Source organism: Streptomyces yongxingensis (assembly GCF_055597465.1).
Genome location: NZ_CM145717.1, coordinates 4,970,320 through 4,989,926 on the forward strand (window position 1 = coordinate 4,970,320; position 19,607 = coordinate 4,989,926).

The 19,607-nt window shown below is 71.5% G+C and carries 17 protein-coding genes; 7 read left to right on the plus strand and 10 right to left on the minus strand.

Annotated features, from left to right (window positions below; genetic code table 11):
• Positions 1 to 18: 18 nt before the first annotated feature.
• Entirely contained in the window at positions 19 to 2,349 is a 2,331-nt protein-coding gene (locus ACZ6TD_RS20990) for a DUF6049 family protein (protein WP_471356216.1), read from the minus strand.
• Between the two features lie 323 nt (positions 2,350 to 2,672).
• On the minus strand, positions 2,673 to 3,830 hold the full coding sequence (locus ACZ6TD_RS20995) for a rod shape-determining protein (RefSeq protein WP_137979104.1): 1,158 nt from the start codon (positions 3,828 to 3,830) through the stop codon (positions 2,673 to 2,675).
• 89 nt (positions 3,831 to 3,919) lie between these two features.
• Between ACZ6TD_RS20995 and ACZ6TD_RS21000 the strand changes: the two genes are divergently transcribed.
• Complete coding sequence (locus ACZ6TD_RS21000) at positions 3,920 to 4,363, plus strand: hypothetical protein (RefSeq protein ID WP_471356219.1); 444 nt, start codon at positions 3,920 to 3,922, stop codon at positions 4,361 to 4,363.
• A gap of 208 nt (positions 4,364 to 4,571) precedes the next feature.
• Entirely contained in the window at positions 4,572 to 5,261 is a 690-nt protein-coding gene (locus ACZ6TD_RS21005; protein ID WP_138914359.1) for a hypothetical protein, read from the plus strand.
• A 97-nt stretch (positions 5,262 to 5,358) separates the two neighbouring features.
• Here the strand turns inward: ACZ6TD_RS21005 and ACZ6TD_RS21010 are convergent, their stop codons facing one another.
• From ACZ6TD_RS21010 to ACZ6TD_RS21025, 4 genes are all read right to left on the minus strand, one after another.
• Complete coding sequence (locus ACZ6TD_RS21010; RefSeq protein ID WP_471356220.1) at positions 5,359 to 6,486, minus strand: GuaB3 family IMP dehydrogenase-related protein; 1,128 nt, start codon at positions 6,484 to 6,486, stop codon at positions 5,359 to 5,361.
• Between the two features lie 111 nt (positions 6,487 to 6,597).
• Positions 6,598 to 8,100, minus strand: a complete 1,503-nt coding sequence (gene guaB, locus ACZ6TD_RS21015) for an IMP dehydrogenase (protein ID WP_471356222.1) — start codon at positions 8,098 to 8,100, stop codon at positions 6,598 to 6,600.
• A gap of 156 nt (positions 8,101 to 8,256) precedes the next feature.
• Positions 8,257 to 8,868 carry a sigma-70 family RNA polymerase sigma factor gene (locus ACZ6TD_RS21020; RefSeq protein WP_471356224.1) on the minus strand — a complete coding sequence of 204 codons (612 nt, stop codon included), beginning with the start codon at positions 8,866 to 8,868 and terminating at the stop codon, positions 8,257 to 8,259.
• 290 nt (positions 8,869 to 9,158) lie between these two features.
• Positions 9,159 to 9,770 (minus strand): response regulator transcription factor, encoded by a 612-nt coding sequence (locus tag ACZ6TD_RS21025; protein WP_003948568.1) that lies wholly within the window; start codon positions 9,768 to 9,770, stop codon positions 9,159 to 9,161.
• A 409-nt stretch (positions 9,771 to 10,179) separates the two neighbouring features.
• Here ACZ6TD_RS21025 and ACZ6TD_RS21030 point away from each other — a divergent pair, with 409 nt between their 5' ends.
• Positions 10,180 to 10,494, plus strand: a complete 315-nt coding sequence (locus ACZ6TD_RS21030) for a WhiB family transcriptional regulator (protein WP_014054233.1) — start codon at positions 10,180 to 10,182, stop codon at positions 10,492 to 10,494.
• 92 nt (positions 10,495 to 10,586) lie between these two features.
• Here ACZ6TD_RS21030 and ACZ6TD_RS21035 read toward each other — a convergent pair whose 3' ends face one another.
• Complete coding sequence (locus tag ACZ6TD_RS21035) at positions 10,587 to 11,507, minus strand: LysR family transcriptional regulator (protein ID WP_044571555.1); 921 nt, start codon at positions 11,505 to 11,507, stop codon at positions 10,587 to 10,589.
• Between the two features lie 79 nt (positions 11,508 to 11,586).
• Here ACZ6TD_RS21035 and ACZ6TD_RS21040 point away from each other — a divergent pair, with 79 nt between their 5' ends.
• Together ACZ6TD_RS21040 and ACZ6TD_RS21045 are read left to right on the plus strand one after the other, a co-directional pair.
• Entirely contained in the window at positions 11,587 to 12,273 is a 687-nt protein-coding gene (locus ACZ6TD_RS21040) for an MOSC domain-containing protein (protein WP_471356227.1), read from the plus strand.
• A 97-nt stretch (positions 12,274 to 12,370) separates the two neighbouring features.
• Positions 12,371 to 13,144: an SDR family NAD(P)-dependent oxidoreductase gene (locus ACZ6TD_RS21045; RefSeq protein WP_471356229.1), complete on the plus strand. Its 774-nt coding sequence runs from the start codon at positions 12,371 to 12,373 to the stop codon at positions 13,142 to 13,144.
• Between the two features lie 135 nt (positions 13,145 to 13,279).
• Here ACZ6TD_RS21045 and groL read toward each other — a convergent pair whose 3' ends face one another.
• From groL to ACZ6TD_RS21060, 3 genes are all read right to left on the minus strand, one after another.
• Complete coding sequence (groL, locus tag ACZ6TD_RS21050) at positions 13,280 to 14,905, minus strand: chaperonin GroEL (protein ID WP_471356231.1); 1,626 nt, start codon at positions 14,903 to 14,905, stop codon at positions 13,280 to 13,282.
• Between the two features lie 94 nt (positions 14,906 to 14,999).
• Positions 15,000 to 15,308, minus strand: coding sequence for a co-chaperone GroES (groES, locus tag ACZ6TD_RS21055; protein ID WP_014054228.1), 309 nt, complete (start codon positions 15,306 to 15,308; stop codon positions 15,000 to 15,002).
• A gap of 256 nt (positions 15,309 to 15,564) precedes the next feature.
• Complete coding sequence (locus tag ACZ6TD_RS21060) at positions 15,565 to 16,647, minus strand: polysaccharide deacetylase family protein (RefSeq protein WP_471356234.1); 1,083 nt, start codon at positions 16,645 to 16,647, stop codon at positions 15,565 to 15,567.
• A gap of 77 nt (positions 16,648 to 16,724) precedes the next feature.
• On the opposite strand from ACZ6TD_RS21060, the gene ACZ6TD_RS21065 reads away from it, so the two are divergent.
• Positions 16,725 to 17,906: a class I SAM-dependent methyltransferase gene (locus ACZ6TD_RS21065; RefSeq protein WP_471356236.1), complete on the plus strand. Its 1,182-nt coding sequence runs from the start codon at positions 16,725 to 16,727 to the stop codon at positions 17,904 to 17,906.
• 280 nt (positions 17,907 to 18,186) lie between these two features.
• Positions 18,187 to 19,596, plus strand: coding sequence for an acyltransferase (locus ACZ6TD_RS21070; RefSeq protein ID WP_471356238.1), 1,410 nt, complete (start codon positions 18,187 to 18,189; stop codon positions 19,594 to 19,596).
• Positions 19,597 to 19,607: the final 11 nt, after the last annotated feature.

A 19,607-nucleotide genomic window follows, 5' to 3' on the forward strand; every position in this document is an offset into this window, starting at 1 on the left:
GTTTTGGGCCCCCCTTCGTCACCGGGTCCGCGTACGCCGCAGCCGGAACACGACCGCCAGCACGATCAGCGCCGTCCCGCCCAGCACGAAGATCACCGCTCCCGACGGCACCGACCGCACATCCGCCGTGAACGTCATCGGCGCGCCCCAGGGCCTGCCGTCGGTGGTGGTGTAGAGCCGGGCGGTCAGCCGCACCGGCCCGTTCGCGTACGCCCTCACCCGGATCCGCACCGTACGGCTCACCGCCCGCGACGCCTGGACCGGCACCGCGCGGTCCCGGGCGTTCAGCCGCTCGGGGCGGCTGGAGAGGACCCGGAGCTCCACCCCGGTGAGGTCCTGCTGGAGGCCGTTGTCGACGGTGACCGGGATGGTCGCCGACCCCCCGGTCACCACCACCGTGGACTTCGGCACCAGCCTTACCGACGCGATCGAGGCGGTCAGATAGCGGGAGACCCCCCGCTGGTACGAGGCCGCGCCCGCCGGGTCGGCGCGCCAGGCGGTCGCGACGGAGCGGGCCAGCGCGGCCCGTACGGACGCGGCGGTGGCCCGCGCGTCCGACAGCACCTTGGCCAGGGCGCGCATCCGCAGCCGGTCCCGGACCACCGCCGCGAGCCGGGAGGGCGGCAGCTCGGGGGCGTGGCGCGCGAGCGGATAGCCGTCGAAGCCCCGCAGCCGCCCGGCCGTGGGCTTGCGCAGCGCGGCCGCGAACCCGGCCGGCTCCAGCCAGCCCGCCTTACGGCCCTCGGCCGCCACCGTGAGCAGCACCCGGCCGACCGCGAGCGGCATCCGGCGCGGCGGCACCATGACCAGCTCGCGGCGGGCGTACGGCAGCTCCCGCGCGGCCGTAAGGGTCTCGGCGAGCAGCCGCTGGCGCAAGCGCAGCCGGGCGGGCGCGCCGGAGGCGCCCGCGGCGGGGCGGCTCGCGAAGAGCTGGGACGCGATCGCCGCGTCGTAGCGCAGCGCGGTCGTGCCGCCCTCGAGCGAGACGGCTCCGTCGTCGGTGGCCCCTTCGGAGACCAGCTCACCGGCGGAGGCCACCCCGGCGCCGGAGGCGAGCACCGTGTCCAGGCCGAGCCCCTTGGCGTACCGGGCGATCCCGCCGTCCAGCTCACCGCCCGCGGGCCAGCCCACACCGGCGCGCGCGTGGACGCCCAGCGCCCGGTCCACCACGCTCCGGCCGGTGCGCGAGGCCCGGCGCAGCAGCCCGGCGAGCGGGGCGCCGCCGCCGCGGGCGAGCGAGGCCAGATCCGGGTCCGCGTACGGCAGCGCGATCACCTCCCGGCCCCGGACCGCCGCGCGGAGCGCGGCCAGCCAGCCCGCCGCCGCCGCGCCGCCCTTGCCCTCGGTGGCCTGCCGCGGATCGGTGTCACCGGGCGTACGGGCCACCCGGTAGCCGGTGGCCATGGCCCGCGCCTGGACGATCAGATCCGGATCGAGCACCCACGTGACCGGCTGCCCCTTGCCCATCTCGACCAGCCGCCGCAGCCGCCCGCCCGGCCCGAAGGCGGCGGTGAGCTGGTCGTCGCGGAAGACCGGCAGCACGCTGTCCTGGGTGCGCAGGGTCAGCGCCTCCATCCGCGGGGTGTCCAGGACCGGCCACAGCACGGTGGTGCGCAGCGGCTCCAGCCGGGTGGCGTCGGGATACACGGACAGGTGGGTGCGGGTCAGCCCGAGTACGGTCCCGGCGGCCGCGCCGTCCGCGCGGACGACGTGCACGGTGAGCGCGTACGCCCCGGCGCCGTCCAGCTCCAGGTCGGGGACGGGCACGGTGAGCCGGAAGGCGCGCTCGGCGCCGGTCGGCAGCGGGGCGAGACGGGCCGTGCGGTCGGCCACCTCGGGGCCGTCGGCCCGGGTCAGGGGCGTACGACGGGCCACGGTGGCGAGCCCGCCCCGGGTGTCGATCGCCCCGGCGGCCCCGATCCGCACCCCGATCCGCGCGGCCCCGACCCGCCGCCCGGAGGTATTGGTCACCCGCCCGCTGATCCTCAGCTCGCCGCCCTGACGGATCACGGCAGGGGTGAGGGAGGCCAGCTCGACGGACACGGGGTACCGGCGGGAGGCCGCGTGGGGCGTGGCCGCCCCGTGAGCCCCGCCGCCGTTCGCCGTCGTGGCGACGTCAGGCCCACGGCCCTCCGGCGTGCCGCCGCGAGCCTCTCGACCGTCCGTCGCGGTGGCGCCGTAAGGCACGCGGCCCCGCACCGCCGCCATGGCCGCGCCATGACCCCCCTGGCCGTCCGCCAGAACCACCGTGGCTGCCCCGGCGGGCGTCGACAGGAGGGAAGTGATCGCGACCAGGATCGTGGTGACGGTCGCGACGACCGCCCGCCGGTACGTCCTGCCGCGCCCCACGACCACCACCTCGACGCCCGCGCCTGCCGTCCGCCCGCGACGCACGGGACCGACGCGGTGTCACCAGCCCACCACGCCGAGGACGGTGCCGCACGCTCAAGGCCGCCGCCCCGGGGAGGCCCGCCGGGCCGCCCCGAGGCGTCCTCGGCAGATCGCGGAAGTCGGCCGCGGTTCGAACGGCACCCCGAAGGGCGCGGGGCCGTGTCGGTGTGCGGCGCCGCCGCGGCTGTGCCGATACGCGGCTGCGCCGCGGTGGCCGGCCACGACGGCGCCGCAAGACGATCGACGGCGTGTCAGGGCATTCCCGGCGGTGCGCTGAGGCGTCACACCCGCACGGCGTCCGGCCTGCGGGGCCGTGCGTCCATCGCGGTGCGCAGCGAGGCGAAGTCCTCCACGCAGCGGCCGGTGCCGATGGCCACGCAGTCCAGCGGGTCGTCGGCCACCAGCACCGGGATGTTCAGCTCGCGCCCCAGCCGTACGTCCAGGCCGCGCAGCAGGGCCCCGCCGCCGGTCAGCACGATGCCGCGGTCCATGATGTCGCCCGCCAGCTCCGGCGGGGTCTCGTCGAGCGTGGCCCGCACGGCCGCGACGATGCTGTCCACCGGCTCGGCGAGGGCGTGCCGCACCTCGTCCGAGGTCAGTTCGAGCACCCTGGGCAGCCCGGTCGCCTGGTCCCGGCCGCGGATGGTGCAGCGGTCCGGCGGCAGCAGCGCCTGGGTGTCCTCGTTGTCCTCGCTCTGGCTCGGGATGAACACCTCCACATTCCGCTCGGGCCGCCGGACGGACTCCGAGACCCGCGGTACGGACAGCGGCCCGGTGGGCGAGGCGGAGCCGATGGAGACCTTGATCTCCTCGGCGGTCCGCTCACCGATCGCCAGCGCGTACTGCTTCTTCACATAGGAGCTGATCGCGACGTCCATCGCGTCGCCCGCGGTGCGCACCGACCGCGCGGTGACGATGCCGCCCAGCGAGACCACGGCGACCTCCGTCGTACCGCCGCCGATGTCGACGACCATGCAGCCGGTCGGCTCGCTCACCGGCAGCCCCGCGCCGATCGCCGCCGCGATGGGCTCCTCGACCAGATGCACCTGACGCGCCCCGGCCTGGGTGGCGGCCTCCATCACCGCGCGCCGCTCGACGCCGGTGATCCCGGAGGGCACACAGACCACCACACGGGGACGGGCGAGCCGGCGGCTGCCCATGACCTTCTTGATGAAGTACCGCAGCATGCGCTCGGCGATCTCGAAATCGGCGATCACGCCATCGCGCAGCGGCCGCACGGCGACAATGTTCGTCGGCGTCCGCCCCATGGTCTCCTTGGCCGCCGAACCCACCGACAGCACACTCCCGTCGACTGTGTTCACGGCCACAACCGACGGCTCGTTGAGCACGATGCCCCTGCCCCGTACGTACACCAGTGTGTTGGCGGTGCCGAGGTCGATACCCATGTCACGCCCATTGAACGACTTGTTCTGCGCCATAAGTTGACATTATTGCTTATGCCGGATTCTGTCCCGGCACTGATGTCATTCGCACCACCGTGCGGCCATGCCACTGCTACCTTGCCGACATGATCACGTCCGCTTCCTCCGCAGCTCAGGCCCCACGACCGGCCCGTGGCCTCGCGGCGGGCATCGCGGCGGCCCTGCTCGGAGCCCTGGTCTTCGGCTTCATCCAGGGCAAAATCGGCCACCGTGGCCAGGAGGTCGGCTACTGGGCGCTGTGCATCGGACTGTTGACCGGCGCCGCGCTGGGCAAGCTGGGCGGCCGGGCGCCGCTGCTGGCGCTCGTCGCCATACCGCTGGCCGTGGTCAGCGTCTCGCTGGCGCAACTGATCGGCGTCGCGGTGCTGATGGGGGACGAGAGCTCCTGGCCCACCGCCGACACCCTGATCGAGCACTTCGGGCTGGTGGTGGACTACTGGCGCGATCACATCCTGGGGCGCAACGACATCACCTTCTACGCCGTGGCGGGAGCGGAAAGTTACCTCGTCGCGAAGCGCATCGCCGAATAGCGGCGACGAATCCGCATATGCCGGGCCAACGTGTCTCCGTCCGGTCCCAGCCATGTCACGGACGCTGGACACGACTTGTCTGATTGTCATGCATGCCTGTTAGTTTTATGGCTCGAAAGTTTCCTTCCGCGTTCCCAGCCCGCAGCCGCTCATCAGCCGAGCTGTCCCCGGAACGCGGTCTCAACACCTTCATCCCCGGGGGAATTCCATGAGCCAGAACTGGCAGCAGCCACAGCAGCCAGGCGGGTACCCGCAGCAGCCGGGCGGCTATCCGCAGCAGCCCGCCCCGCCCCAGCAGGCCGGTGGGTACGGCTCCGCGCAGCAGCCCGGCTACGGTTACCCGCAGGGGCAGCCGCAGCAGCCCCAGCAGCCCCAGCCGCAGTACGGCGGCGGCTTCCCGCCGCCCGCGCCGCCGGCCGGCCGACCGGGCAACCCGCTGCTGGCGGTGGGCGCCGCTCTCGTGGCCACTGTCGTCGGCGCGTTCCTCTACGCGTTCCTGCTGAGCGCGATGGCGGACACGGACAAGACCCCGCCGGAGGTCACGCAGTTCGCGTACGCCGGTGTGGTCGTCGGCGCGCTCATCGGTCTGGCGGTCGCCAAGCTGGGCGGCCGCAACACGGGGCTGTGGGTGGTCGGCGCGGTGCTGGCCCTGGCCGCGGTGTTCCTCGGCGAGCTCTACGGCTACGCCATGATCCTGCACGATGTGATGAGCAACTACGCCGACAAGATCGGCGGCGGCGCCAGCAGCCAGGTGCTCTCCTCGAACGAGATCTTCTTCGACCACTTCAGCGACCTGTGGAAGTCGTGGAAGGAAGACTCCGACGCGCTGACCTACATCTTCATGGCGCTCGCGCCGGTCGCGGCGGTCAGCACGGCCTACCGGATCAGCAACCGCTGAGCCTGAACATCACACAGCGAGGGGAAGGCCCCGACCGCGAGGCGGTCGGGGCCTTCCCCTCGTCGAACCGGTTGCCGAACCGGCATGTGAAGAACGCTCAGCGCTTGTCGCGGGCCGACGGGGCGACCGTGACCTCGACCCGCTGGAACTCCTTCAGCTCCGAGTAGCCGGTCGTGGCCATCGCGCGGCGCAGCGCGCCGAAGAAGTTCATCGAGCCGTCAGTGGTGTGCGAGGGGCCGAGGAGGATCTCCTCGGTGGAGCCCACCGTGCCCAGGTTCATGCGCTTGCCGCGCGGCACCTCGTCGTGCACGGCCTCCATGCCCCAGTGATGACCGCGGCCCGGCGCGTCCGTGGCCCGGGCCAGCGGGGAGCCCATCATCACCGCGTCCGCGCCGCAGGCGACGGCCTTCGGCAGGTCGCCGCTCCAGCCGACGCCGCCGTCGGCGATCACATGCACATAGCGGCCACCGGACTCGTCCATGTAGTCCCGGCGGGCGGCGGCGACATCGGCGACCGCCGTGGCCATCGGCACCTGGATGCCCAGCACATTGCGGGTGGTGTGCGCGGCGCCGCCGCCGAAGCCCACCAGCACACCGGCCGCACCGGTGCGCATCAGGTGCAGCGCTGCCGTGTAGGTGGCGCAGCCGCCCACGATCACCGGGACGTCCAGCTCATAGATGAACTGCTTGAGGTTGAGCGGCTCGGCGGCACCGGAGACATGCTCGGCGGAGACCGTGGTGCCGCGGATCACGAAGATGTCGACCCCCGCGTCCACCACGGCCTTGGAGAACTGCGCCGTGCGCTGCGGGGACAGGGCGGCGGCGGTCACCACGCCCGCGTCCCGCACCTCCTTCAGCCGCTGGCCGATCAGCTCCTCCTTGATCGGCTCGGCGTAGATCTCCTGCATCCGGATGGTCGCGGTGTGCTCGTCCAGCTCGGCGATCTCCGCCAGCAGCGGCTCCGGGTCCTCGTAACGGGTCCAGAGCCCCTCGAGGTTGAGCACTCCGAGGCCGCCGAGCTCACCGATGCGGATCGCGGTGCGGGGCGAGACCACCGAGTCCATCGGCGCGGCCAGGAACGGCAGCTCGAAGCGGTAGGCGTCGATCTGCCAGGCGATCGAGACCTCCTTCGGGTCCCGGGTGCGACGACTCGGCACAACGGCGATGTCGTCGAACGCGTACGCCCTGCGGCCGCGCTTGCCGCGCCCGATCTCGATCTCAGTCACGTGGGTGCCTTTCCCTGTTCACGAACAGCCGTCCCAGTATCCCTGCCCGCACCGTCGCAAGGTCGCCCGGGTGAACGGCACGGACGGCGCGGACGGCACGGACGGCGCGGATCAACGGCCGGAGTAGTTCGGCGCCTCGGTGGTCATCTGGATGTCATGCGGGTGGCTCTCCTTGAGGCCCGCCGCGGTGATCCGCACAAAGCGGCCCTTCTCCTTCAGCTCCGCCACATTGGCCGAGCCGACATAGCCCATCGACGCCCGCAGACCGCCCACCAGCTGGTGCGCGACCGAGGCCAGCGGGCCGCGGTAGGGCACCTGGCCCTCGATGCCCTCGGGGACCAGCTTGTCCTCGGACAGGACGTTGTCCTGGAAGTAGCGGTCCTTGGAGTACGAGCGGGCCTGGCCGCGGGTCTGCATCGCGCCCAGGGAGCCCATGCCCCGGTAGGACTTGAACTGCTTGCCGTTGATGAAGACCATCTCGCCCGGCGACTCCTCGCAGCCGGCCAGCAGGCTGCCGAGCATCACCGTGTCCGCGCCGGCCGCGATCGCCTTGGCGATGTCGCCCGAGTACTGCAGACCGCCGTCGCCGATCAGCGGCACCCCGGCCGCGTGGCAGGCACGGGCGGCCTCGTAGATCGCCGTCACCTGCGGCACGCCGATGCCCGCGACCACGCGCGTGGTGCAGATCGAACCCGGGCCGACGCCGACCTTGACCCCGTCCACCCCCGCGTCGATCAGCGCCTGGGCGCCGTCCCTGGTGGCGACATTGCCGCCCACCACATCGACCGCGATATTGGACTTGATCTTGGCGATCATGTCGAGGATGCCCCGGCTGTGGCCGTGCGCGCTGTCCACGACCAGGAAGTCGGCCCCGGCCTCGACCAGCGCCTGCGCCCGCTCGTACGACTCGTCGCCGACACCGACGGCGGCGCCGACGACCAGCCGCCCGCCCGCGTCCTTCGCCGCTTGGGGGTACTGCTCGGCCTTCACGAAGTCCTTGACCGTGATCAGGCCCTTGAGCACGCCCGCGTCATCGACCAGCGGCAGCTTCTCGATCTTGTGGCGGCGCAGCAGCTGCATCGCGTCCTCGCCGGAGATCCCCACCTTGCCGGTGACCAGCGGCATCGGGGTCATGACCTCACGGACCTGGCGGCCCCGGTCGACCTCGAAGGCCATGTCACGGTTGGTGACGATGCCGAGCAGCTTGCCCACGGCGTCCGTGACCGGCACACCGCTGATGCGGAACTTCGCGCACAGCGCGTCCGCCTCGTGCAGCGTGGCGTCCGGCCGGACCGTGATCGGGTCGGTGACCATGCCGGACTCCGACCGCTTGACCAGGTCGACCTGGTTGGCCTGGTCCTCGATGGACAGATTGCGGTGCAGCACGCCCACGCCGCCCTGACGCGCCATGGCGATGGCCATCCGGGACTCGGTGACCTTGTCCATGGCGGCGGACAGCAGCGGCACATTCACCCGGACGTTCCGGGAGACCCTGGACGAGGTGTCGACCGCGTTCGGCAGCACCTCGGAGGCGCCCGGCAGCAGCAGCACATCGTCGTACGTCAACCCGAGCATGGCGAACTTCTCAGGCACTCCGTCGACGTTGTCAGTCATGACACCCTTCCAATGGTCTTGCCCCAGCGCGGACTCCCATGCTAACGGGCTCCCCGAGTGCCTCATTCCGCCCTGTGGATAACTTCTCAGCGACCTGCTGAATACGGAAGGCACAACAAGGTAACGAGCCGGTCGGAACTCCGGTGGGCCTCGGGCTCACTGCTCGGCGAGCGCGCGCAGCCTGCTCAGCGCCCGGTGCTGGGCGACCCGCACCGCCCCGGGAGACATCCCGAGCATCTGACCGGTCTCCTCCGCCGTCAGCCCGACCGCGACCCTCAGCAGCACCAGCTCGCGCTGGTTCTCCGGAAGGTTGGCCAGGAGCTTCTTGGCCCACTCCGCGTCGCTGCTGAGCAGCGCCCGCTCCTCGGGCCCCAGCGAATCGTCCGGCTGCTCCGGCATCTCGTCCGAGGGAATGGCCGTGGAGCCCGGGTGGCGCATGGCGGCCCGCTGGAGATCGGCGACCTTGTGGGAGGCGATGGCCACGACGAACGCCTCGAAGGGCTTTCCGGTGTCGCGGTAGCGCGGCAGCGCGCACAGCACCGCGAGACAGACCTCCTGCGCCAGGTCGTCCACGAAGTGGCGGGCATCACCCGGAAGTCGGGACAGCCTCGTACGGCAGTAGCGCAGGGCCAGCGGGTGGACCAGGGCCAGCAGATCGTGGGTGGCCTGCTCGTCCCCCTCGGCTGCGCGCCCGACGAGGGCGCCGATCGTCCCCGTACCCCCGGGAGCTCCCTTGGGTGCTCCTGGGCTCTCGTCGTCGCGCGGCATCCATCCATGGTGCCTCGGGCCCGGGGGCTCCGTGGCACCGCGTCCGTAGTTGTGCGCTGAAGCGTTATGAGCAGGTGCGCCGGCTGTCGTCACGTCCTGCGCTCTCCCCTCACGCCCGACCGACTCGTCCCCGAGGAACTCCACACCTTCAAGGATGCGGCATAGCGCGGGGAACTGATACAGGCCACCACCACAGCGCTCGCCGCGCACGCTCTCGCCCCGCCCGCCACCCGACGGGCGGGGACCGTCGCGCCCCCGCTGCGCAGCACGTCAATGCGGTCGTGGCCGGATCAGCGGACCAGACCCCAGCGGAACCCGAGGGCCACCGCATGCGCCCGGTCGGACGCGCCGAGCTTCTTGAACAACCGGCGTGCGTGCGTCTTGACCGTGTCCTCGGAGAGGAACAGCTCGCGGCCGATCTCCGCGTTGGACCGGCCGTGGCTCATGCCCTCGAGCACCTGGATCTCCCGCGCGGTGAGCGTGGGCGCGGCGCCCATCTCGGCCGAGCGCAGCCGGCGCGGGGCCAGCCGCCAGGTGGGGTCGGCGAGCGCCTGGGTCACGGTGGCGCGCAGCTCGGCGCGCGAGGCGTCCTTGTGCAGATAGCCACGGGCGCCGGCGGCCACGGCCAGCGCCACTCCGTCGAGGTCCTCGGCGACCGTGAGCATGATGATCCGGGCGCCGGGGTCGGCGGAGAGCAGCCGCCGCACGGTCTCGACCCCGCCGAGACCGGGCATCCGTACGTCCATCAGAATCAGATCCGAGCGGTCGGCACCCCAGCGGCGGAGGACTTCCTCGCCGTTGGCCGCCGTCGTCACACGCTCGACGCCGGGCACGGTCGCCACCGCGCGGCGCAGCGCCTCTCGGGCAAGCGGGGAGTCGTCGCAGACGAGGACGGATGTCATGGCCGCCCTCCGCAGCTGATGCGCGTCACCTTGAGCCTCCAGGCTGGTACATATCGTCACCTGAGCGATTGACAGCCCCGGATGTCTGTCCGAGAGCTTTACCCATCAACCGCCTCCGCACTCTCAACGACGGTCACCCGAAAGAGTTACGGGGTTCGGCGGCCACCTTCGACACTCTACGTGAGGGCTCGGACACGGAGCAGCTTCGTCGCGCCGGTCGCGTCCTTCGCGCCTCCCCCATAGGGCAGCCCCCCAGGCAGTCCCTTCGGTGGCATTTGGCGACCTTGCTTCCAATTTGCCGGTCTGTGTGGCTAGATTCGCAATGAGTCATATTTACATCTACTTACACCGTAGGTGTACGACCCAGGACGCAGCGTCCGCAGCCGATCAGCATCGAGGAGATAAGGCAATGGCAGATTTCTCCCGTCTTCCCGGCCCGAATGCCGACCTGTGGGACTGGCAGCTCCTGGCCGCGTGTCGCGGGGTCGACAGCTCGCTCTTCTTCCACCCGGAGGGAGAGCGCGGCGCTGCCCGCAGCGCACGTGAGATGTCGGCGAAAGAGGTGTGCATGCGCTGCCCGGTACGGGCGCAGTGCGCGGCCCACGCCCTTGCCGTGCGCGAGCCCTACGGAGTGTGGGGCGGACTGACCGAGGACGAACGCGAGGAGCTCATGGGGCGGGCGCGGCACCGCGCGGTCGCCGGCACCGGGGCCCCGGGATCCTGATCGCGGCCCGTGTCCCGGCCAACTGAAGAAACGTTCCTCCTGTCACCACCCACTGTGTGCGCGGACGGCCCGCGCGGTGGTGCGCGCGCCGCTCATCTGCGGGCGGCCCGCTCCAGCCGGTCCAGCGTCGCCGCCACCGCCGGGACGCGCGCGAGGTCGGGCAGGGTCAGCGCCACCACTTCCCGGCGCACCGCAGGTTCCACCTCCAGCGTCGTGGCCCCCTTGGTCCGCACCGACTCCAGCGCCAGCTCGGGCAGCACCGCGACCCCCAGCCCGGCCCCGACCAGGCCGACGACCGTCGGATAGTCGTCCGTCGCGAAGTCGATCCGCGGGGTGAAGCCCTCGGACTCGCACACCTCCACCAGATGCCCCCGGCAGCGCGGGCAGCCCGCGATCCACGGCTCCCCGGCCAGCTCGGCGATCCCCACCGCCCCGGCGCCCGCCAGCTTGTGCCCCTCCGGCACCACGCCCACCAGCCGATCGCTCAGCAGCGGCCGCAGGACCAGGTCGTCCCACTCGCCGCCGCCCCCCGAAGCCGCCTCCGCCTCCGCGCTCACCTGCGGATACCGGAAGGCCAGCGCGATCTCGCAGTCGCCCGAGCGCAGCATCTCCACCGAGCCCGGCGGCTCGGCCTCCACGAGCGAGACCCGCGTCCCGGGGTGCGCCGCGCGCATCTCGGCGAGCGCCATGGGCACCAGGGTCGAGCTGCCGCTGGGGAAGGACACCAGCCGCACCCGGCCCGAGCGCAGCCCGGCGATCGCCGCGACCTCCTCCTCGGCGGCGGTCAGCCCGGCCAGGATCCCGCCGGCGTGCCGCACCAGCGCCCGGCCCGCCTCGGTCAGCCGCATCTCCCGTCCGCTGCGGATCAGCAGCGGGGTGCCCGCGGCGCCCTCCAGGGCCTTCATCTGCTGGCTGACGGCGGGCTGGGTGCAGCCGAGCTCACGGGCCGCGGCGGAGAAGGAGCCGGTGGCGGCCACCGCGCGCAGCACCCGGAGATGGCGGGCCTCGATCATGTCTTGAGCATAAGGGACCCTTGGGTATGGGCCGGGATATTACGTCGACGCTTTGGCCTCGCTGTCCTACGGTGCGGTCATGCTGCACACTTCACACCCCTCCACCGTGCTCACCGTGAACGTCGGCGGCGCGACGCCGAGCGCCCACACCGACTGGCCCGCCGGCACCGGTATCGACAAGCGGCCCGTCGACCGCCCGGTACGGGTCGCGGCCCCCGGGCCGAAGGGCCAGGGCGGAAGCGGTCTGGCCGGTGACACCGTCTGCGACACCCGCCACCACGGCGGCGACGACCAGGCCGTCTACGCCTACGCCCGGGAGGACCTCGACGTCTGGGAGCGGGAGCTGGGCCGCGAGCTGGCCAACGGCGTCTTCGGCGAGAACCTCACCACCAGCGGTATCGACGTCAGCGGCGCCCTCATCGGCGAGCGCTGGCGGGTGGGGAGCGAACTGCTGCTGGAGGTGACCTCACCGCGGATCCCGTGCCGTACGTTCGCCGGGTGGCTGGGCGAGCGGGGGTGGGTCAAGCGGTTCACCCAGGCCGCCGTCCCCGGTGCGTATCTGCGGGTGCTCGAGCCCGGCGAGATCCGCTCGGGCGACCCCGTCGAGATCGTCCACCGGCCCGGCCACGAGGTGACGGTCGCCTTCCTCTTCCGCGCCGAGACCACGGAGCGGGAGCTGCTGCCGAGGGTGCTGGCGGCCGGTGACGCGCTGCATCCGGAGGTGCGGAAGGCCGCCCTGAAGTACCGGCCCGCGGAGGCGATCTGACGGAAGCGGACTGACGGAAGCGCTCATTCCGGCGCAGATCGCTCGCGGTGCCGCTCGGCGGTCCGCCGGGGCCCGCCATGGCCGATAACGTGCGCGTATGACGACTGCATTGATTACCGGAACCACGGCGGGCATCGGCGCCGCCTTCGCGGGCCGGCTCGCCGCCGACGGGCACAATCTGGTGCTCGTCGCACGCGATGAGAAGCGGCTGCGGGAGCAGGCGGCGGATCTGCACGACCGGCACGGCGTGGAGGCGGACGTGCTGGTGGCGGACCTCTCCGAGGATGACGGGATCGCTGCGGTCGAGGCCCGGCTGAAGGACCGCACCCACCCGGTCGATCTGCTCGTCAACAACGCCGGTTTCGGCAACCGCGCCCGCTATCTGGAGGTGCCGATCGCCGATGAGCTGCGGATGCTGAAGCTGCACTGCGAGGCGGTGCTGCGGCTGACCAGCGCGGGAGCCGGGACGATGCGCGACCGGGGGCGCGGCGGGGTGATCAATGTGGCGTCGGTCGCGGCCTTCTTCCCGCGCGGGACGTACGGGGCGAGCAAGGCGTGGGTCGTGCAGTTCACGCAGGGCGCGGCGAAGGACCTGGCCAGTTCGGGGGTGCGGCTGATGGCGCTGTGCCCGGGGTTCGTCCGTACGGAGTTCCACGCGCGGGCGGGGATCAAGGACAACAGCGTGCCGAGCTGGATGTGGCTGGACCCGGACCGGCTGGTCACGGCGGCGCTGAAGGATTTCGCCCGGGGCAAGTCGCTGTCCATCCCGGACCCGCGCTACAAGGCGATGTCGAGCCTGGCGAAGCTGGCCCCGCGCTCGGCCCTCTCCTCCATCTCCTCCAAGGTCGGCCGCCCCCCGGCGAAGGGGTAGCCGTTCGGGGGGCGCCCTTCGGGCTCTGCCCGCCTCCGGCCCGGGGTGGGTCGGGGTTGGGGCCCCGCCCCGGGACACGCGAAGGCGCGGCCGCCCGTTGGGCGGCCGCGCCTTCGCGCTGTGTGTGGCAGAGCGTCAGTGCGCGTGACCGTGGCCGTGGCCGGCGGCCTCGGGCTCTTCCTCGGCCGGCTTCTCGACCACCAGGGTCTCGGTGGTGAGCAGCAGCGACGCGATCGACGCCGCGTTCTCCAGCGCGGAGCGGGTGACCTTGACCGGGTCGATGACGCCGGCCTTCACCAGGTCGCCGTACTCCTCGGTGGCCGCGTTGTAGCCGTGGCCCTTCTCGAGCTCGGCGACCTTCGAGGTGATCACGTAGCCCTCGAGACCGGCGTTCTCGGCGATCCAGCGCAGCGGCTCGACCGCGGCGCGGCGGACCACCGCGACACCGGTGGCCTCGTCGCCCTCCAGGCCCAGGCTGTTCTCCAGCACCTTCGCGGCGTGGACCAGCGCGGAGCCACCACCGGAGACGATGCCCTCCTCGACCGCGGCGCGGGTCGCGGAGATGGCGTCCTCCAGGCGGTGCTTCTTCTCCTTGAGCTCGACCTCGGTGGCCGCGCCCACGCGGATCACGCACACGCCGCCGGCCAGCTTGGCGAGCCGCTCCTGGAGCTTCTCGCGGTCCCAGTCGGAGTCCGTGGACTCGATCTCGGCCTTGATCTGGGCGACGCGGCCGCTGACCTCGTCCGCCTTGCCGCCACCGTCGACGATCGTGGTGTCGTCCTTGGTGACGGTCACGCGGCGGGCGGTGCCCAGCACGTCCATTCCGACCTGGTCGAGCTTGAGGCCGACCTCCTCGGCGATCACGGTGCCGCCCGTAAGGGTGGCGATGTCGCCGAGCATGGCCTTACGGCGGTCACCGAAGCCCGGGGCCTTCACCGCGACGGCGTTGAAGGTGCCGCGGATCTTGTTGACGACGAGGGTGGAGAGGGCCTCGCCCTCCACGTCCTCGGCGATGATCAGCAGCGGCTTGCTGGCGTTGGCCTGGATGATCTTCTCCAGGAGCGGCAGCAGGTCCTGGATGGAGGAGATCTTGCCCTGGTGGATCAGGATGTACGGGTCCTCGAGGACGGCCTCCATCCGCTCCTGGTCGGTGACCATGTACGGCGAGAGGTAGCCCTTGTCGAAGGCCATGCCCTCGGTGAAGTCGAGCTCCAGACCGAAGGTGTTGGACTCCTCGACGGTGATGACACCGTCCTTGCCGACCTTGTCCATCGCCTCGGCGATCAGCTCGCCGACCTGCTTGTCCTGGGCGGACAGCGCGGCCACGGCGGCGATGTCGGACTTCTCGTCGATCGGGCGGGCGGTGGCCAGCAGGTCATCCGAGACGGCCTTGACCGCCGCGTCGATGCCCTTCTTCAGGGCGGCCGGGGAGGCGCCGGCGGCCACGTTCTTCAGGCCCTCGCGGACCAGGGCCTGGGCCAGAACGGTGGCGGTGGTGGTGCCGTCACCCGCGATGTCGTTGGTCTTGGTCGCCACCTCCTTGACGAGCTGGGCGCCAAGGTTCTCGTACGGGTCCTCGACCTCGACCTCACGGGCGATCGTGACACCGTCGTTGGTGATGGTGGGGGCACCGAACTTCTTGTCGATGACGACATTGCGGCCACGGGGGCCGATGGTCACCTTGACGGTGTCCGCGAGCTTGTTGACGCCGCGCTCGAGGGCGCGACGGGCGTCCTCGTCGAACTTCAGGATCTTCGCCATGAGTTGCGTATGTCCTCTCAAACAAGCCGTGCCCCGACCCCGGTTTCAACTGACACGGGCACCGGGGCACGGCTCATAGGCAAAACTTCGGTGATTACTTCTCGACGATCGCGAGGACGTCGCGAGCCGAGAGGACGAGGTACTCCTCGCCGCTGTACTTCACCTCGGTGCCGCCGTACTTGCTGTAGAGCACGACGTCACCGACGGAGACGTCGAGCGGAAGGCGCTTGCCGTCCTCGAAGCGGCCCGGGCCCACGGCCAGGACGACGCCCTCCTGGGGCTTCTCCTTGGCGGTGTCCGGAATGACCAGGCCCGAGGCCGTGGTCTGCTCGGCGTCGAGCGGCTGGACCACGATGCGGTCCTCAAGCGGCTTGATGGCAACCTTGGAGCTGGTGGTCGTCACGATCCGACCTCCCCCTTCGGAGATCTCACGGGGTCAACTGTCTGAGGTGGCGACCAGGTGGATCCGTCGTCGCGGGTGCCGGACCTGCCCGTCGCTGTATCCCTGGCACTCATCGGTCCCGAGTGCCAGCCTCGACATTATGACGCGGTTAGCACTCAGTCAACTAGAGTGCCAAGCGACGCGGTGGCGACCTTCGTGCGGCACTCCGTCTCCGTTCCACGGAGAGCCCTCACCGGGGCCGTTCCACGGAGAGCCCTCATACGTAGTCCTCCAGTCGTCCGATCGTGAAGCCCTGGTCCTGGATCGCCCGCACCAGCCCCGTGATCATGTCGGTCATCGACTGACCCTCGAGCTGCTCCGGCCCCCGGAAGTGCGCGAGCACGATGTCCCCCGGCCGGAGATGGTCGCCGGAGCGGTAGGCCAGACCGTGGGTCTCCATCTCGGCGCGCCACAGCACCACCGTCCGCACGCCGCAGAAGGCCGCCGCCCGCAGCGTCGTCTCGTCGTACTCCCCGAAAGGGGGACGGAAGAGCTCCGGCTGTTGACCGAAGCGGTGCCACAGGTTGTCGCGCTGGCCGCAGATCTCCCGCACCTGGTCGTCGTAGGCCATACCGGCCAGGCTCGGGTGGGTCAGGGTGTGGTTCTCCATGGGGTTGCCGAGCCGGCGCAGCTGGTCGAAGTAGTCGTAGTGGGTCCCGATCACGTTGTCGGTAAGGAACCCGGTGAACGGCAGCCCGAGCTCGCGGGCCTGCTCCACGAAGCGCGGGTCCTTCTCGATCCCGTCGTCGATCGTCACGAAGACCACCCGCTGGTCGGTCGGCACCCGCCGCACGGTCGGCGGCAGTCCCCACTGCTGCGGGCCGGACCGCCCGAGCGCGGGCTTGACGGCGGGCGGGGCCGGGGGCCGCGCCAGCGGCCGGTCCAGCCCCCAGCGGCGGTAGGCGTCGGACCCGCCCGCCGGGGCCGCGCGGGGCAGCGCCGAGGCCGTGCCGGGCGGCCCGGCGGCCAGGGCGGACGCCGAGGCGTCACCGGAGGGCGGCGTGTCCGGGACCCGGCCGTCCTCGGCCCCTCCCTCGCGCCCCTCGTCACCCTCGTCACCCCCGTACTCCGGCCCGGAGGACGCCGGTGGCCGCTGCTCCGGCTCCCGTCCGGACGGCGGCCGCGACGCCGCCGAGGGCGGGTCGTCCAGCCGTGAGGCGAGGGAGGCCGGTGGCATGGGGGCGCCGTGGCGGGAGCCGGTGTGCGGCTCGGGGGCGGCGGCGAGGGATCCACAGGCCGTGAGCACGGCCGCCGCGCCGACGAGAACCAGACAGCGAGGAAAACCAGTCTTGATCATCATCACATAAGTGATCTTCGGCCCGCGGGCGTGCATATGCGCGCTGTGCGGGGGCGAATGCGCTCGCGGGAGCGGGGAGAATGGGCCATGTGGACGTTGACGCCTTCGATGCATTGCTCGGCGACGAGGGGCAGGCGCTGCTCTCCGCGCTCCGCGACTACGACCCGGCGAAGGAGCTCGCCACCGCGACGCGGCTGCGCCGCGACCATCCCCCGGCGCTGGTCTCGGCGGCCCTGACCCAGGCCGCGCTGCGGCAGCGGGCGGTGGCCAAATTCGGCCCCGAGGACGCGCACCGCATGTACTTCACGCCGAACGGCGTCGAGCAGTCCACCCGCACCTCCGTGGCCGCGTACCGCGCCTCCCGCTTCGCGGAGTTCGGCGTCCGCCGCATGGCCGATCTGTGCTGCGGCATCGGCGGCGACGCGATCGCGCTCGCCCGCGCCGGGATCTCCGTGCTCGCCGTCGATCGCGACCCGCTGACCTGCGCGGTCACCCGCGCCAACGCCGAGGCGCTCGGCCTGGCGGATCTCATCGAGGTCCGCCGCGCCGATGTCACCGATGTCGACACCCGGGGCTTCGACGCGGTCTTCGTCGACCCGGCCCGGCGCGGCGGCCGGGGCCGCGTCTTCGACCCCGAGGCGTACTCCCCGCCCCTCTCCTGGGCCATCGAGGCCGCCCGCACCACTCCGCGCGCCGCCCTCAAGATCGCCCCCGGCGTGCCGCACGAGGCGGTCCCCGAGGACGCGGAGGCCGAGTGGATCTCGGACCACGGCCATGTGAAGGAGGCCGTCCTGTGGTTCGGCACCGCCCGCCCCGGGCTGCGCCGCGCCACGCTGCTGCCGAGCGGCCACTCCCTGATCGGCACCCCGCTCCTCCCCGACCCCGAGCCCGGCCCGGTCGGCCGCTGGCTCTACGAGCCGGACGGCGCCGTCATCCGCGCCCATCTGGTGGCCGATGTGGCGGCCCGCGTCGGCGGCCGTCTGATCGACCCGACGATCGCCTACATCACGACGGACGAGCTGCGCCCGACGCCGTTCGCCACCGCGTACGAGATCACGGACGTGCTGCCGTTCAACCTGAAGAAGCTCAAGGCGCTGCTGCGGGAGCGGGAGGTCGGCATCGCGACCATCAAGAAGCGCGGCTCGGCGGTCGAGCCGGAGCAGCTCCGCAAGAAGCTGCGGCTCGAGGGCGGGAACGCCTGCACCATCGTGCTGACGCGCTCGGCGGGCTCCCCCACGATGCTGCTGGGGCACCGGGCCTAGCTGGGGCACCCGGCCTAGCTGGGACACCCGGCCCAGGGGGCGACGGACCGTGGCGCCTGCGGCGGGCTGCTCCCCTCCCCGCCCCGGGAAGGGGAGGGAAGGGGAAAGATCCGGACACCCTGTAACACGCTCACGGCCGCCAAGAAAGATCGAGGCCGGACGGAAGTTGGGGAATTTCCCTAAACCCGGTTCCACTTCAGGAGGCCGCTCGCGCCCGTGGGGTTAGGGTCAACGCGTCGACACGACAGCGCGTTTGGGCCCGACGAAAGAGCGTGTGAGTATGACGGCATCCGCCAGCGAGAGCGGCGCCAAGCGATCGTTCACCGTGCGTGCCGGAGAGGCGAGCGGTGACCGCATACGCCTGAGCGTCTACGACATGCTCATCGGCCCGATCTATACACCCCGTGTCTTTTTCTACCGGCAGACGCTCGACGGCGAGGCGCTCCGCGCCTCCCTCGGCCGGACATTGCGCAACTTCCCGATTCTTTCCGGCCGTATGAAGAGGGACCCCGACGGCGGCCTCAGTGTGCTCTGCGACGACGCCGGGGTGCGCTTCGTCGAGGCTCACGCATCGGTGCGCATGCCGGACTACGGGCCTCGTCACACGGCGAAAAAGGGGCTGGATCGCCATCTCAGTCACACCATGCCGTTCTGGGTGGTGGACCGTGATACGCCGCTTTTCACGGTGAAGCTCACCCATATGAAAGGCGGCGGCTCCATCCTCGGCCTCACGATGAACCATGCCGTGGCCGACGGATCCAGCTACATGGCGTTCGTGGAGAGCTGGTCGCGCGAGCACCGGGGCCTGGGATATCCGAAACCCAGCCACGACCGCGGCGTCATCGCCGCGCTCGCGGCGTCGGCCGCGGGTGACTCCCGTATCGGCAGCGCCCATCTCACGGTCACCGGGCGGGGCCAGAAGTCCGCCTTCATACGCCGCATGGCGTTCGGCGGCCTCGGCGGCGTGAAGACGGTGAGCACCCGTTTCACGGCCGACGAACTGGCCGCCATGAAGGACATCGCGATGGCGGACCTCGCGGGCACAGAGCGGTGGGTGTCGACCAATGACGCGCTGACCGCCCACCTCTGGAAAGTCCTCGGCGAATTCCGTGCCCGCCCGGACACGAGCCGGGAAAAGCTCGGCCTCGTCGCCGACTTCCGTGCGTTTGTCGCCGAAGTCGTACCGGACGACTACTGGGGCAACGCCGTCACCAACACCCGCCCGGGGATGACCGCGGCCGAACTGCGCTCGCGCCCGCTCGGCGAGGTCGCCGCGGCGGTCCGCTCGGGCTTTTCCGAGAACACGGAGGAGAGAATACGCGAGGAAGCGGCATTCCTCTGTGCCGAATTCGAGGCAGGGCGCCTGAAGCGGGTCATGACCACCATGGGCCTCGACGCGTTCGACGACACCATCGCCATCAACAACTGGTCGAAGCTCCCCTTCTACGACATCGACTTCGGCCAGGGCGCCCCGTTCTGGTACGACTTCCCCTCGATGGCCATTCCCTGGACCGTGCACATAGCACCGACCCCGGCCGACCAGCACGGTGGCCGCGATGTGTACATGGCCCTGCCCCGCGAGCGGGTCCGAACCATTCAGGAACCCTCCTGGGCCGACCGGTTCCACCGTTACGCGGGTTCCGGCGAGGTATTTCCACTGACGTTCATGGCGGCCAAGGCCGAGGGCTGAGGAAAGCGGTG